The organism is Acidovorax sp. 210-6 (assembly GCF_010020825.1).
Classification (GTDB): Bacteria; Pseudomonadota; Gammaproteobacteria; order Burkholderiales; family Burkholderiaceae_C; genus Simplicispira; species Simplicispira sedimenti.
This window is the reverse complement of record NZ_JAACJE010000001.1, coordinates 684,035-698,633: the sequence shown is the minus strand read 5'-3', so window position 1 is coordinate 698,633 and position 14,599 is coordinate 684,035. Positions and strand designations below refer to the sequence as shown.

The 14,599-nt window shown below is 65.0% G+C and carries 12 protein-coding genes; 3 read left to right on the top strand and 9 right to left on the bottom strand.

Annotated elements, in window-relative coordinates:
* Positions 1–772: 772 nt before the first annotated feature.
* The 7 genes from GWK50_RS03240 to GWK50_RS03210 all read right to left on the bottom strand — a co-directional run bounded on the left by GWK50_RS03240 (position 773) and on the right by GWK50_RS03210 (position 8,996).
* Positions 773–2,959, bottom strand: a complete 2,187-nt coding sequence (locus GWK50_RS03240; protein ID WP_162015263.1) for an exonuclease domain-containing protein — start codon at positions 2,957–2,959, stop codon at positions 773–775.
* A complete protein-coding gene (locus GWK50_RS03235) occupies positions 2,956–3,333 on the bottom strand; it encodes a response regulator (RefSeq protein ID WP_162015262.1) in 378 nt (125 codons plus the stop codon). The genes GWK50_RS03240 and GWK50_RS03235 overlap by 4 nt, the downstream gene beginning before the upstream one ends.
* Positions 3,330–6,068 carry a sensor histidine kinase gene (locus GWK50_RS03230; protein ID WP_162015261.1) on the bottom strand — a complete coding sequence of 913 codons (2,739 nt, stop codon included), beginning with the start codon at positions 6,066–6,068 and terminating at the stop codon, positions 3,330–3,332. The genes GWK50_RS03235 and GWK50_RS03230 overlap by 4 nt, the downstream gene beginning before the upstream one ends.
* A 3-nt stretch (positions 6,069–6,071) precedes the next feature.
* Positions 6,072–6,353, bottom strand: coding sequence for a hypothetical protein (locus GWK50_RS03225; RefSeq protein ID WP_242455277.1), 282 nt, complete (start codon positions 6,351–6,353; stop codon positions 6,072–6,074).
* 86 nt (positions 6,354–6,439) lie between these two features.
* On the bottom strand, positions 6,440–6,805 hold the full coding sequence (locus tag GWK50_RS03220) for a hypothetical protein (protein WP_162015260.1): 366 nt from the start codon (positions 6,803–6,805) through the stop codon (positions 6,440–6,442).
* Positions 6,806–6,918: 113 nt separating this feature from the next.
* Positions 6,919–8,724 (bottom strand): sodium:solute symporter family protein, encoded by a 1,806-nt coding sequence (locus GWK50_RS03215; RefSeq protein ID WP_162015259.1) that lies wholly within the window; start codon positions 8,722–8,724, stop codon positions 6,919–6,921.
* 11 nt (positions 8,725–8,735) lie between these two features.
* Complete coding sequence (locus tag GWK50_RS03210; protein WP_162015258.1) at positions 8,736–8,996, bottom strand: DUF4212 domain-containing protein; 261 nt, start codon at positions 8,994–8,996, stop codon at positions 8,736–8,738.
* A gap of 276 nt (positions 8,997–9,272) precedes the next feature.
* Here GWK50_RS03210 and GWK50_RS03205 point away from each other — a divergent pair, with 276 nt between their 5' ends.
* Positions 9,273–9,821, top strand: coding sequence for a hypothetical protein (locus GWK50_RS03205; protein WP_162015257.1), 549 nt, complete (start codon positions 9,273–9,275; stop codon positions 9,819–9,821).
* 84 nt (positions 9,822–9,905) lie between these two features.
* On the opposite strand, the gene GWK50_RS03200 is transcribed toward GWK50_RS03205, so the two are convergent.
* A complete protein-coding gene (locus tag GWK50_RS03200) occupies positions 9,906–11,567 on the bottom strand; it encodes an MFS transporter (RefSeq protein WP_242455276.1) in 1,662 nt (553 codons plus the stop codon).
* A 266-nt stretch (positions 11,568–11,833) separates the two neighbouring features.
* Between GWK50_RS03200 and GWK50_RS03195 the strand changes: the two genes are divergently transcribed.
* Positions 11,834–12,142 (top strand): DUF485 domain-containing protein, encoded by a 309-nt coding sequence (locus GWK50_RS03195; RefSeq protein ID WP_162015256.1) that lies wholly within the window; start codon positions 11,834–11,836, stop codon positions 12,140–12,142.
* Positions 12,139–13,875, top strand: coding sequence for a cation acetate symporter (locus GWK50_RS03190; protein ID WP_162015255.1), 1,737 nt, complete (start codon positions 12,139–12,141; stop codon positions 13,873–13,875). The genes GWK50_RS03195 and GWK50_RS03190 overlap by 4 nt, the downstream gene beginning before the upstream one ends.
* Positions 13,876–13,976: 101 nt before the next feature.
* On the opposite strand, the gene GWK50_RS03185 is transcribed toward GWK50_RS03190, so the two are convergent.
* Positions 13,977–14,594, bottom strand: a complete 618-nt coding sequence (locus GWK50_RS03185; RefSeq protein WP_162018001.1) for a 3'-5' exonuclease — start codon at positions 14,592–14,594, stop codon at positions 13,977–13,979.
* Positions 14,595–14,599 lie beyond the last annotated feature (5 nt).

Sequence of the window (14,599 nt, the reverse complement as noted above, 5' to 3'; positions counted from 1 at the left end):
CGCTGGTAGCTATTGTTTTGATAGCTAATTTTGTGCTTTTGGTGAGGATGGAGGCCGGGTCTCGCCCCGGCGGGCGACTCACTTTCTTTCGCTTCGCCGAAAGAAAGTAAGCAAAGAAAGGGCGACCCTGCCGCCCGTGACCCCCACGCTGCGCGCGGGGGCAGCCTGCGATGCTCGTTCGCGGGGCGTGCTGCGGAACTCACTGCGCGCCTACGGCGCTTCGTTCGAACAACCGCAGCAAGTCAGACCACGAAGGCGTGTGTCCTGCGGCGCACGCCCACCCCGCGCCCTGCGCTTCTCGGCACGGGCAAAAGGGCTTGGCAGGTTTCGGGCCATCGCTGCGCTCGGCCCCCAACGTCGCAGGCGCTGCGCGCCGCGCTCGCCAGGCCGAGCGCAGCGATGGCCCGTGTTCTTTCCAACCCCTTCTGGCTGCGCCTGCGGCGGGGCGCTTGCGGGGTGGGCATGCGCGTCGCAGCGCGCATGCTTCGTCCACTGACTCGCCGGGGTTGTCCGAACGGAGCTGCGCAGCAGCGCAGTGAGTTCCACGGCGCACCCCGCAAGCGCCCCGACGCAGGTTTGCCCCGTAGCGCAGCGCAGGGGTCGCAGACAGTGGGTCGCCTTTCTTTTGGGTACTTTTCTTTGGCGAAGCAAAGAAAAGTACCTCGCCCGCCGGGGCGAGACCCGGCCAGCCACCCTCAACAAAGCCACAGCAAAAGCTATCAAAACAATAGCTACCAGCGCTTATCCCATAAGCCCCATAGCCCAAAAACACTCAATATTTCAACCGAGCGTAATACGTCTTCTGCGCAGCCTCCCGCGCCTGGCGCAGGGTGTGGATGCCCTGCTCCTGGAGCAGCGGAATCATCCGCAGCCAGATCTCCGCCGTCACCAGGGCATCGCCCAGCGCCGTGTGGCGGCCCAGCACCGTCACATTGAAACGCTCGGCAATGGCTTCGAGCCGGTGCGACTCCTGCTGTGGATGCACCACCGCCGACAGCAGCAGCGTATCCAGCACCGGCTGGTGGAAGGCCACCCCCGAAGCCTCTTCCTGCAGTTGCAGAAACCGCATGTCGAAGGCCGCGTTGTGCGCCACCAGCACCGTGTCCTGCGCGTAGGCGTGGAACAGCGGCAGCACCTGGGCAATGCCAGGCTTGCCCACCACCATGTCGTCTGTGATGCCGTGGATGGGGATGGATGCCGCCGGAATGCGCCGCCCCGGATCGACCAGTTGGTCAAAGCACTCCTGGCGCAGCAGCTTGCCGTTGACGATGCGGGCCGCACCGATCTGGATGATGGCATCGCCATCGGCCGGGTTCAGGCCGGTGGTTTCGGTGTCGAACACGGTGTAGGTCAGTTCGCTCAGCGGGCGATCGTCCAGCGCACTGCTCTGGTCGGCCATCTTGAACAGATCAAAGTCGTAGTACTCGGGGCGGCTGAATTCGCTCTCACCCAGCGGCGCATCGACCACGCCCTGCACACTGGCCAGCGGCAGCATGAAGCGGAAGAACGCCTGGTGGCGGGCACGCTCGCGCTCGAACCACATCTCGCCGCCGTGGCGCTCGACCACATCGCGCACCGTCAGCGGACTGCGCTCGCTGCCAAAGCGCATGGCGTCCATCTCCCAGCTCATCACGGTCTCGTTGCTCATGGCCTGGCCACTCCAGACCAGGTCGAGCTGCGCATGGGTGGCGGTACCCTGCAGGCGCAACTGCAGAAACCGCACCTCGAATTCATCGACCAGGCGGTGCGCCAGGTAGGTCAGCGCCAGCAGCAGGGTGTAGCTGTCCACCTTGAGCCAGAGGCTGGTGTCGATGGCGTCGAGCGTGACCGGCCGGTCGCAGTGCTGCGCAATGCGACGCTGGGCGGCCGTCACCAGGTCGGCGCCCAGCATGTCTTCCATGGGCCAGCGGGTCTTGAGGCGTTGCGTGGCACGGTGGGCCAGGTCATTGACGCGCCGCCCCATGGCGCCCACCTCGTCCCGCACCACGCCCAGAAAGCGCTCGCGCATGGCAGGCTCCAGGTCGGCATAGCCCAGCATGTCCACCGCCGCCTGGATGTTGGCCAGCGAGGCACGGCTGCCCTCGGTCAGGCCGTGCATGAGCTGGTCGCGTTCGGCTTCCTCCTGCACGCTGGCGGTCACATCGTCCAGCATCAGCACCAGCCCGCTCACGGCCTGCAAGCCCTCTGGCGCTTCGCCATCGCCGGGCGGCGCCGATTCGCGCACCGGCGCCACCTGCACGCGCAGCAGGTGCCCGCCCTGCGTGGTGGTGACAAACTGCGCCGAGGGCGTGGCCACCCCGCGCCCCAGCGCCTGGTGGATACGCTCCAGTGCATGCGCCACCAACTGCTGGTCGAGCACGGCGTAGATGGAGCGCCCGATGCCGATCAGCTCTGCCCCGGCGGCGGCTCCCGCGCCCTGTGAAAGCTGGCGAAACTGCTGGCGCGCCCGCTGGTTGTAGAGCAGGATGCGCCCTTCGCGGTTGCACACCACCACGCTCTGATTCAGCTCGGCCATCAGGGCGGCCAGGCGGTTCTTCTCCTGCTGAACGCGCTGGCTGGCCTGGGCCACCTGCTCGGCCACATCGCCGCGCAACTGGTCGCGCTGGGCGGCCAGCTCGTTCACGGCACGGGCCATGGCCTGCATTTCGGCGGTGCCCCGAGGGGTGAGCTGCTGCGGCGTGGTGGCCGTCACCACCACCCGGATTTTTTCGATCAGACGGTGCGGGTCGCCCACGTAACGGCGGTGCAGCATGTGCAGCGTGACCGCCACCAGAAACAGGCCCAACAGCCAGCCCATGGCCACCAGCACGGTGCGCGGCGCCAGCACATCGCCCACCGCCAGGCGTTCCTGCGCATCAAGCGTGGACCAGACGATCACGGACATCAGCACCAGCCACAGCGCCATCACCAGGCCCGCGGCGACGATGGCCAGCACCAGCCGGGGGTCGATCTTTCTCATGCGGATGTCTCCCCAAGCAGTTCGGCCACCTTCTGCACCAGCTCGCGCGTGGAGAAAGGCTTGGTCATGTAGGCATTGGCGCCCAGGGCCATGCCCTTGGCCACGTCGGTCTCGCGGCCCTTGGCCGTGAGCATGAGGATTTTGGTGCCCTGCAAGGCCTCGTCGGCGCGTACGGCCTGACACACCTCGAAACCGGTCTTGTGCGGCATCATCACGTCGAGCAGCACCAGCGCGGGCTGCTCGCGTGCAATGGTGTCCAGTGCCTCCTGCCCGTCGCGCGCCACCAGCACGGTGTAGCCCTCGCGCTGCAGCAGGTATTCAAGCGAGATGACGATGTTGGGTTCATCGTCGGCAATCAGTATTTTTGTCGTCATGGGGTCTTGTCTCCAATAGGTTCTGTAGGCAGTGGCAACCAGAAGCAGAAGCAGGCACCCGGCTGCGCGCTGGGCTCCAGCCACAGCCGCCCGCCAAAATGTTCCGCAATATGGCGACTGATCGGCAGGCCCAGGCCTGTTCCGTGCGCCACCTGGGCACCCAGGTCGGTCTGGTGAAAGCGGTCAAAAATCATGGCTTCATGGCCCGGCTGCACGCCCGGGCCGTTGTCCTGCACGCACACCGTGACGCCTTGCGCATCGGACGTCAGCCGCACCTGCACCTGCCCGCCGGGCGAGGGCACAAACTTGGCCGCGTTGGACAGCAGGTTCAGCAGCACCTGCAGGATGCGGTCGGGGTCGGCCTGGAGCACGGGCGCCTCGCCGGGCAGCTGCACCTGCACCTGGGCCGCGCGCTCGCGGAACACTTCGGCCGTGGTCGCCACGGCGCGCTCCACCAGGGCACGCATGTCCACCGGCGCCACATGCCATTCGGCATGGCCCGATTCGATCTTGGCCATGTCCAGCACCTGGTTGACCAGGCGCGTCAGGCGCTCGGTTTCGGCCACGATGATGCCCACGAACTGCTGGCGCTGGGCCTGGGGCATGCTGGCGTCGTCCTGCATCAGTTCGGCCAGCGCGCGGATGGAGGTCAGCGGCGTGCGCAGTTCGTGCGTCACCGACGACATGAAGTCGTCCTTGAGCCGGTCCAGGCTCTGCAGTTGCTCGTTGGCGGCGCGCAGCTCGGCCGTGGCCTGTTCCAGCGAGCGCGACTTGCCCTCCAGCGCTCGCGAATAGGCGCGGATCTGCGAGGCCTCGTCCAGAATGCGCAGCACGTCTTCGGGCGAGAGAGTTTCTTCCTCGGCCACCGAGGCCACCAGCGCACGGGCCGACGCACTGCCCACGGCACCAGCCAGTTGCGTTTCGACAAACTGCACCAGCCGGGCGTCGGGCCGCAGCGCCTGGGCTTGGCGCACGCCCACGCGCTGCGCATAACCGTCGAACAGCGCCTGCGCCTTGGCGGCGCCCAGAAAACGCTCGCACAGGCGCAGCAGGTCTTGCGTGTTGGCCCGCCCGCGCCAGAACACCGGGCTGGAGCCGGCCGTGCGCTCGAACACATCGACAAACAGCAGGGCCTGGCTGGCCTCGCGGCCCGAAGGCGCGCGCCACAGCGACACGCCGACATAGGCCACCACATTGGCCAGCATGCTCCAGAACAGCGAATGGGTGAGGCCGTCGAACCCCTGCAGGCCGAGCAACTGCTCGGGTCGCAGCCAGGCCAGGCCCCAGGGCCCTTGGGCGATGAAACCCATGTCGAGCCAGCCCGACTTGGCAATCGACGGCAGCATCAGGGTGTAGGCCCACATCAGAAAGCCGGCCAGCAACCCGGCCAGTGCACCCAGGCGGGTTCCGCCCTTCCAGTACATGCCGCCCAGCACCACGGGAGCGAACTGCGCCACGGCGGCAAAGCTGATGAGGCCGATGCTGACCAGCGCATACGCCTCGCCCGCGAGGTGGAAGTACACATAGCCCAGCACCAGCACGCCCAGGATGGCGGCGCGCCGGATGCCCAGCAGAAGGCGCGTGAAGTCCTGCCCGCCGCTGTTGCGCAGGTGGCGCCAGCGCAGCAGCAGGGGAAGCACCAGCTCGTTGCTGACCATGGTGGAGACCGCGACGGTTTCCACGATGACCATGCCCGTGGCCGCGGACAGCCCGCCCACAAAAGCAAACAGCGCCAGCGCGTGCTGCCCGGCTGCCAGCGGCAGCGACAGCACGAAGTTTTCGGCATCGGCCTGCCCCGCACCGAAATACAGCAGGCCACCCAACGCAATGGGCAGCACGAACAGGTTGATGAGCAGCATGTAGAGCGGAAACACCCAGACCGCGCGGCGCAGGTGGTCTTCGCGCACGTTCTCCACCACCATCACCTGGAACTGGCGCGGCAGGAACACCACCGAGAACATCGACAGCAGCATCAGCCCGAACCACTGCGCCCAGGCAAACTGCCCGCCCTGCTCCAGGCGCAGCAGCTGCTGCAACTGCGGTACGGCCTGCGCGCGGGCGAACAGATCGCCCAGGCCATCGAACAGGCCATACACCACAAAGAACCCGACCAGCAAAAAGGCCACCAGCTTGACCACCGACTCGAACGCGATGGCGGCCACCATGCCCTCGTGCCGCTCCGTGGTGTCCAGGTGCCGCGCGCCAAACACCATGGCAAAGCCTGCCAGCACCAGGGCCACGTAAAAGGCGCTGTCACGGCTCCAGTGCGCGGGCTCGGCCACGCCGCCGGGCACCGTCAGCAGGGCATAGCCTGCCGACACGGCCTTGAGCTGCAGCGCGATGTAGGGCACGATGCCCACCACCGCGATCAGGGTGACCAGCCCGGCCAGCAGCGGGCTCTTGCCATAGCGGCTGGCAATGAAGTCGGCAATGGAGGTGATGCGGTAGGCCTTGGCAATGCGGATCATCTTGCGCAGCACGATCCAGCCCAGCAACATGACCAGCGTAGGCCCCAGATAGATGGGCAGAAACCACACACCGCCCGAAGCAGCCCGCCCCACGCTGCCGAAATAGGTCCAGGCCGTGCAGTACACGGCCAGCGAGAGCGCGTAAGTCCAGGGGTTGGCGATGACCGAACGCCCGAGCTGCGCACGCCGGTCGGCCCAGTACGCCACGGCAAACAGCAGCAGCAGGTAGGCAAACGAAGCGGCAATGACGAGCGCAGGCGACAGCATGCGCTACTCCTGCGAGGGCAGACTGCCCCCCGGTGCCGCAGGCGTGGAGGTGCGGTCCGGCGTGCGCTCCTCGCCCGGTTCGGCGGCCTGCCGGTCGCCACGCTCCATGAGCCAAGCCAGCGCCGCAATCAGCAGCGCCCACCAGGCGAACAGGGCCAGCGGGAACAGCGGCACGCCCCATACGGACACCTCGCGGTCCCACAGGCCGAGCAGCGGAAAATTGAACAACACCCAGCCGCCGGCAAACAGCGCCACCAGGCGTTGGGAGCCGAGTCCTTTGAGCACGGCAGTCTCCAGGCGGGAAGTCTGAACGCCTCCCTGTGTCTCCATTGTGCGCCCGGCACTTACCTTGGTCTTACGTAAGCGTCACCTCAGGTCTTGGGCGTGGCTTGCTTGCCTTTGGCCAAGCCATGGGCCTGGCGGGAGAGGGCAAAGTCCAGGAAAAACTTGCACCAGATGGTGCTGCCTGCGGCGGCCGTCCAAGTGTTGTATTCCAGCTGGCCCAGTATCACACCCACAATCACGACGGCGACCACCGCGCCAGCGATCAGGTTGATGGCCAGGGCATAGGGCGCGTATTTTTCAGGGTTGGGCGGCGATTCGCCGCGTTTCAGTGCCACCTCGGAGAAATCGCGCCGAACAAGAATGCGCCATGCTCTGCGAAACCAGAAGAACGCCATGGGGAACAGCGCCAGGAACAGGATCCACGTCAGGGCGACGCTGACATCAAATTTCATCGAATGCTCCACCTCGGGTCAGTAAAAAGGCCCTGCCAGCGCCATGCCGGCAGGGCCCTTGATTGTGACGCCGCTGCGTGCCAGCGCAGCAGCGGTCTGGGGTAAATCCCAGGTCAGTGAGCGCCCTTCACCTGGGAAGAGCCGCGCGGGATACGCACAGCCTCGACCATGTGCTGGATATGCTCTGGCGGCTCCTTGGTGAACTTGTCCACCAGGAAGGCCACGCCAAAGTTCACCAGGGCACCGACTGCACCGATGGCTTCCGGCGTGATGCCGAAGAAGCTGTTGGCGCCGCCGATCAGGCCCAGGTATTCCGTGCCCTTGATAAAGAACACGCCCTTGTGTGCGAACACATAGAACAGGGTGAAGAACAGGCCTGCCAGCATGCCGGCCATGGCGCCTTCCTTGTTCATCTTCTTGCTGAAAATACCCATCATGATGGCGGGGAACAGCGAGCTGGCAGCAATACCGAAGGCCAGTGCCACCGTACCGGCCGCAAAGCCCGGCGGGTTCAGGCCCAGGTAACCGGCCACCACGATGGCCACGGCCATCGACACCTTGCCCGCCAGCAGCTCATTCTTCTCGCTGATGCCGGGGTTGAACACGCCCTTCACCAGGTCGTGCGACACAGCGGACGAGATAGCCATCAGCAGACCTGCAGCCGTCGACAGAGCCGCAGCCAGACCACCGGCCGCCACCAGCGCGATCACCCAGTTGGGCAGCAGCGCGATTTCGGGGTTGGCCATCACGATGATGTCGGCATTCACCGTCAACTCGTTGCCCTTCCAGCCGGCAGCCTCTGCCTTGCCCTTGGCGGCTTCGTTCTTGGTCTTGTCGTTGTAGTACTGGATGCGGCCGTCGCCGTTCTTGTCTTCCCACTTCAGCAAGCCGGTCTTTTCCCAGCGCTTCATCCAGTCGGGACGCTGTTCGTTCACCAGGCTGGCTTCAGGTGCATACAGGTCGCCACCGGTCTTGACGGCGGTGTTGACGGTGGCATGCAGGTTCAGTTTGGCCATGGCCGCCACGGCAGGGGCCGTGGTGTACAGGATGGCGATGAAGATCAGGGCCCAGCCGGCCGAGCTGCGCGCGTCCTTGACCGAAGGCACGGTAAAGAATCGCATGATGACGTGCGGCAGACCGGCGGTACCGATCATCAGCGACATCGTGTACATGAACATGTTCAGCGTGCTGCCCGGCAGTTGCGTGGTGTACTTGCCAAAACCGAGGTCGGTAACCACGGAATCGAGCTTGGCCAGCAGAGTCATGTCGGTGCCGACATAGCTGCCACCCAGACCCAGTTGAGGGATCGCGTTGCCCGTGAGCTGCAGCGAGATGAACACGGCAGGCACGGTGTAGGCCAGGATCAGCACGATGTACTGCGCCACCTGGGTGTAGGTGATGCCCTTCATGCCGCCGAACACGGCGTAGGCGAACACGATGGCCATACCGACGTAAATGCCGGTGTCGCTGGACACACCCAGGAAGCGCGAGAACGCGATACCCACACCGGTCATCTGACCAATGATGTACGTGAGCGACGCCACCAGCAGGCACAGCACGGCAATGGTGCTGGCGCTCTTGGAGTAGAAGCGGTCACCAATGAACTGGGGCACCGTGAACTTGCCGAACTTGCGCAGGTACGGAGCCAGCAGCATGGCCAGCAGCACGTAGCCGCCGGTCCAGCCCATCAGGAACAGGCCACCGCCATACCCCATGTTGGCGATCAGGCCGGCCATGGAGATGAAGGAAGCCGCGCTCATCCAGTCGGCGGCCGTGGCCATGCCGTTGGTGATGGGGTGCACGCTGCCGCCGGCCGCGTAGAACTCGCTGGTGGAACCAGCGCGGGCCCACACTGCAATGCCGATGTAGAGCGCGAAGCTCAGACCGACAAAAACGTAGATAGTGGTTTGCAAATCCATGATGTCAGCCCTCAGTCTTCATGCACGTCGAACTGACGGTCAATGTCGCCCATCTTCTTGGCGTAATAAAAAATCAGCGCAATGAAGATGTAGATGGAGCCCTGGTGCGCAAACCAGAACCCTAGCGGATACCCGCCCAGCTTGATGTTGTTGAGCATGTCCGCAAACAGGATGCCCGCGCCGAACGACACCACAAACCAGATGATGAGAATCTTGGTCAGCAGGCCGAGCGTGGCTTTCCAGTAGGCGTGACTACCTTTGTCTTCCTTCATGAAAGTCCCCTCTTGTTGGAGTACAGATCACAGCGCCTGAGCACTGCCCCCGTGCACCCACAAGGCCAGCCCCGTGGATTGCGAGGTTGACTGTCGCGACGCTTCCTTACAGCGAACTGATGAAAAGTTCCAATCTGACGCTTGGATTACGACTCAAGGGAAAACACCGATCGTTCAGGCCTCAGTGAAAATCCCAATGGCAGAGCGCTGTGTTGCAGAAACACTCTCTTACCTGCCTCATCCTGAAGACGGCATCCCCGTCCCTGCTCCATCGCCATGCCTGATTCCATCCCCGTACTGCTTCGCTCCATCTACGCCAAGACGGCGCAGGGTCAGCAGGAAATCGCCTCGCGCTCCCTGGGTCTGTCGCCCATGGCGCGGCGCGTACTGGTGCTGGTGGATGGCAAGCGCAGCGGTCAGGAACTGAGCACCTTTGTGCCCGGCAATGAGGTCAGCCCACAGCTCACCGAACTGTTGGAGCGCGGCTGCATCGAGGCCGTGGGTACCGTCCCCGCACCCAAGCCCGCGCCCAGCCCTGCGGGTGCTGCAGCCAGCACCCATGCAGGCGACGATCTGGAGGCCCTGCCGCCGCCCGAATCGCGCAGCGCCAAGGAGGCGGACATGGCGCGTAATTTCATGATTAACACGGTCAACACCATCTTTGGGCAGCACAACCGCATTTCACTCGTCGAGTCGATCTACGGCAGCAAGACCACCGAAGAACTGCGCCATGTGTACATCGCCTGGGCCGAGGCCATGGAGTCCAACGCCGTAGGCAAGAGGCGCCTGCCCGAGTTGCGCGAAAAGCTGTTTGCCGTGCTCTGACCGTTCAGCCCAGTTCGGCCAAAGACCTCGGAAGGTTTGAATGAATCTGGCCTGCTCTGGCACGCCGGATTCATTCACACCGTCTCAATCCTCGGCATACATATCCACGCCACGCGTCTCACGCAGCCACAGCGCGCCGATGAACGCACCCACCCCGGCAATCAGCACCGGGTACCACAGGCCGCTGCACATGTTGCCCGTCTGCGCGACGATGGCAAATGCCATGGGCGGCAGCATGCCACCGAACCAGCCGTTGCCGATGTGGTACGGCAGGCTCATGGCCGTGTAGCGGATGCGGGTAGGAAACATTTCGGCCAGCGCCGCCGCAAGGGGGCCGTACACCATGGTGACCAGCAGCATGAGGTACCACAGGATGGCGACCACACGCAGCCGGTCAATGGCCTGCGGGTCGGCGTGGTCTGGGTAGCCCGCAACCTGCAAGGCCTGGGCCACGGCGCTGCGAAAGGTCCGCTCACGCTCGCGCGCCTGCATGCCGGTCATGCCGGTGGCAGGCTCCAGCACGATGCGCTGGGTGCCGATGCGCACCACAGCGGCTGCGCTCTCGCCTTCGGCAGGCTCGGTGTGGTAGCTCACCGAATGCGCGGCCAGCACCTGCTTGGCCAGGTCGCAGGGGCTGGTGTAGCGCGTGGCTCCGGTGGGATTGAACTGGAAGGAGCAGCCCCAGGGAGACGCTTCAATGACCACCTGGTTGCGTGCCTGGGCCTGCGCCAGCGCAGGGTTGGCCGCCACGGTCAGCGCCTGAAAGGCCGGAAAGTACGTGGCCGCCGCCAGCACGCAGCCCAACAGGATGACCGGCTTGCGGCCCACGCGGTCGGACAGCGCACCAAACACAATGAACAGCGGCGTGCCCAGCAGCAGCGCCAGCGCCAGTAAGAGCTGTGCGGTGGCGGCTTCCACCTTGAGCTGCTGCGTCAGAAAGAACAGCGCATAGAACTGCCCGGTGTACCAGACCACGGCCTGCCCGGCCGTCAGGCCCAGCAGCGCCAGCAGGGCCAGGCGCAGGTTCTTCCATGTCCCGAAGGCCTCGCGCACGGGGGCGCGCGAGGCGCGCCCCCGTGCCTTCATGCGCTGGAAGGCCGGTGTCTCGGCCAGGGACAGGCGAATCCACACCGACACGGCCAACAGCGCGATGGACACCAGAAAGGGAATACGCCAGCCCCAGTCGGCAAATGCGTCTTCGCCCAGCAGCGCACGCACGCCCATGACGACCAGCAGCGCCATCAGCAGGCCCAGCGTGGCCGTAGTCTGGATCCAGGCGGTGTAGGCGCCGCGCCGGTGCTGGGGGGCATGTTCGGCCACATAGACGGCGGCCCCGCCATACTCGCCCCCCAGGGCCAGGCCCTGCAGCAGGCGCAGCCCTATGAGCAGGATGGGCGCCGCCACGCCGATGCTGGCATAGGCCGGCAGCAGCCCCACTGCAAAGGTGGCCAGGCCCATGACCAGCATGGTCACCAGAAAGGTGTACTTGCGCCCGATCATGTCACCCAGCCGCCCGAACAGTACGGCCCCCAAAGGGCGCACCAGAAAACCGGCGGCGAACGCCAGCAGCGCGAACAGAAAGGCCGAGCCCGCGTCGAGCGCGCTGAAAAACTGGCGCGCAATGATGGCCGCCAGGGCACCGTAGAGGTAAAAGTCGTACCACTCGAACACGGTGCCCAGCGACGAGGCAATGACCACCCGCGTCTCCTCGGGCGTCATCGGCCCGTTGGAAGCCGGGGGGGCCATGGGTTGTCTCCAATGCTTGCAAGCTGCTCTATGGCAGCCTGCAAGCATTCTTGGAGGCCGTGCTGACCCCGTTCTGACGCCCAGCCAACAAGGGCTTGCTTGAAACTGACCCGACACTGACAAAACCAGGCCCAGCGTGCCTTGCAGCAGTTTGTTGCACTGCAATTGCTGCACTGCGTAAGCGCTTGGTCAGTGCCGGTTTGCAGAATGCGCCGGCCTGCCACGGCACCCCGCCGATGGCAGATCCATCCCTAGGAGACTGATTCATGAGCGACCCGGTGGTCCAGAAAATACAGAGCCATCCGAAGTACCTGGAACTGCGCACCAAGCGCAACCGTCTGGGCATCTTTCTGACCGTGCTGATGCTGGTGGCTTATTACGGCTATATCGCGCTGATTGCATTCGACAAGAAGTTTCTCGCCCAGCCTATCGGCAGCGGCGTGACCACTCTGGGCATTCCCATCGGCATGGGCGTGATCCTGTTCACCATCGTCATCACCGGCATTTATGTGCGCCGTGCCAACGGCGAGTTCGATGCACTGACCAAGCAAATTCTCAAAGACGCATCGAAATGAACGCTCTCAAGAAACCAGCCCTTCAAGCGCTGCCTCTGCTGGCCCTGCTGACCGCAGGGGCCGCCCATGCCGCCGGTGGCGATGTGGGCCAGGCGGCCAAACAGGCCACCAACTGGACGGCCATCATCATGTTCGGCATCTTCGTCGCCGGTACGCTGTGGATCACGAAGTGGGCCGCTGCCAAGACACGCTCTGCCGCCGATTTCTACACGGCTGGCGGCGGCATCACCGGCTTCCAGAACGGCCTGGCGATCGCGGGCGACTACATGTCCGCGGCTTCCTTCCTGGGCATCTCGGCGGCCGTGATGGCCACCGGCTACGACGGCCTGATCTACTCCATCGGCTTCCTCGTGGGCTGGCCCATCATCACCTTCCTGATGGCCGAGCGCCTGCGCAACCTGGGCAAGTTCACCTTCGCCGACGTGGCGGGCTACCGCTTCCAGCAGACGCCGATCCGTGCCTTCGCGGCCTCGGGCACGCTGGTGGTGGTGGCGTTCTACCTGATCGCGCAGATGGTCGGCGCCGGCCAACTCATCAAGCTGCTGTTCGGCCTGGAATACTGGATGGCCGTGGTCATCGTCGGCGCGCTGATGATGGTCTATGTGCTGTTCGGCGGCATGACGGCCACCACCTGGGTGCAGATCATCAAGGCGGTGCTGCTGCTGGCAGGCGTGAGCTTCATGGCCTTCATGGTGCTGGCACAGTACGGCTTCAGCCCCGAGGCGCTGTTCGCCAAGGGCGTGGAAGTGCGCACCAATATCGCCGCCAACACCGGCATGTCGGCTGAAGACGCCGCCAAGAAGGGGCTGTCCATCATGGGCCCCGGCGGCTTCATCAAGGATCCGATCTCGGCCATCTCGTTCGGCATGGCGCTGATGTTCGGCACCGCCGGCCTGCCGCACATCCTGATGCGCTTCTTCACCGTGCCCGATGCCAAGGAAGCCCGCAAGTCGGTGCTGTGGGCCACCACCTGGATCGGCTACTTCTACATCCTGATCTTCATCATCGGCTTCGGCGCCATCACCCTGGTGCTGACCAACCCCGAGATGGCGGATGTGGTCAAGGGTGTGATCCACGGCGGCGCGGGCACGGCCAACATGGCGGCCGTGCTGGTGGCCAAGTCGGTGGGCGGCAACATCTTCTACGGCTTCATCTCGGCCGTGGCGTTCGCCACCATCCTGGCCGTGGTGGCCGGCCTGACGCTCTCGGGCGCCTCGGCCGTGTCGCACGACCTGTATGCCACGGTGTTCAAGAAGGGCAAGGCCGACAGCGCCTCGGAGCTGAAGGTTTCGCGCATCACCACCCTGGCCCTGGGCGTGATCGCCGTGGTGCTGGGCATCGCCTTCGAGAAGCAGAACATCGCGTTCATGGTCTCGCTGGCCTTCGCCATCGCGGCCTCGGCCAACTTCCCGGTGCTGTTCATGTCGGTGCTGTGGAAAGACTGCACGACGCGCGGCGCGGTGATCGGCGGCTTCCTGGGCCTGATCTCCTCGGTGGGCCTGACCATCGTGTCGCCCTCGGTGTGGGAAGCCACGCTGGGCAACCCGGCCGGCTCGGCGCTGTTCCCCTACACCTCGCCGGCGCTGTTCTCCATGACCATCGGCTTCGTGGGCATCTGGCTCTTCTCGATCACCGACAAGAGCGCCAACGCCGCGCGCGAGCGCGCCGCATTCCCGGCGCAGCAGGTGCGTTCGGAAACGGGCCTGGGCGCCGCTGGCGCATCGGGGCATTGAGGTAGAGGGATCACCCCCCCTGTGGCGCATGCGGCGCCCTCCCCCTCGCATCGTTGCGCGATGCGGGGGGGACAATCCACCGGGCCTGGCGCCCGGTTTTTTTATTGGCTTTGCAACTGGCGCAGTTTGACAAAGGCCATGGCCGCCATGACGGCGTCGTTGAGGGCGTCGTGGGCTTCGCGCTGGGGTAGCGCCAGGTCGTCCATGAGCGTGGCAAAGCGCAGGTCGATGTGGGCGTTGTCGAACTGCTGGTAGGGCGGCAACTGCTTGAACTTGTACTCGTAGTACATGGCCGATACCTCCAAGCGCTGCTGTGGCAGGCCCATGCCCAGCAAGGGCCACACGGCGCGGTTGAGCATGGCCACATCGAACTCCAGGTAGTAGCCCACCAGCGGGCGGCTGCCGATGAAATGCAGCAGCTGGCGCATCGCCTCGTCCAGCGGCAGGCCCTGGGCCACATCACGGCTGCGCAGGCGGTGGATGCGCACGCTGTCCGCGGGCACCTCCTTGTCGGGCCGCACCAACAACTCCAGCCGCTGGCTGGTGAGGATGCGCTGGCCCACGATGCGCACGGCGCCGATGGCAATGATCTCGTCGGTGCGGCGGTTCAGGCCCGTGGTCTCGCAGTCGATGGCCACCCATTCGTTGGGCGGCGGCGGTTCGAGCAGGAAGGCAAACTCTGGCCGCGCCAGGTGGTAGCGCTGCCAGGTGCGGCGCATGCGTT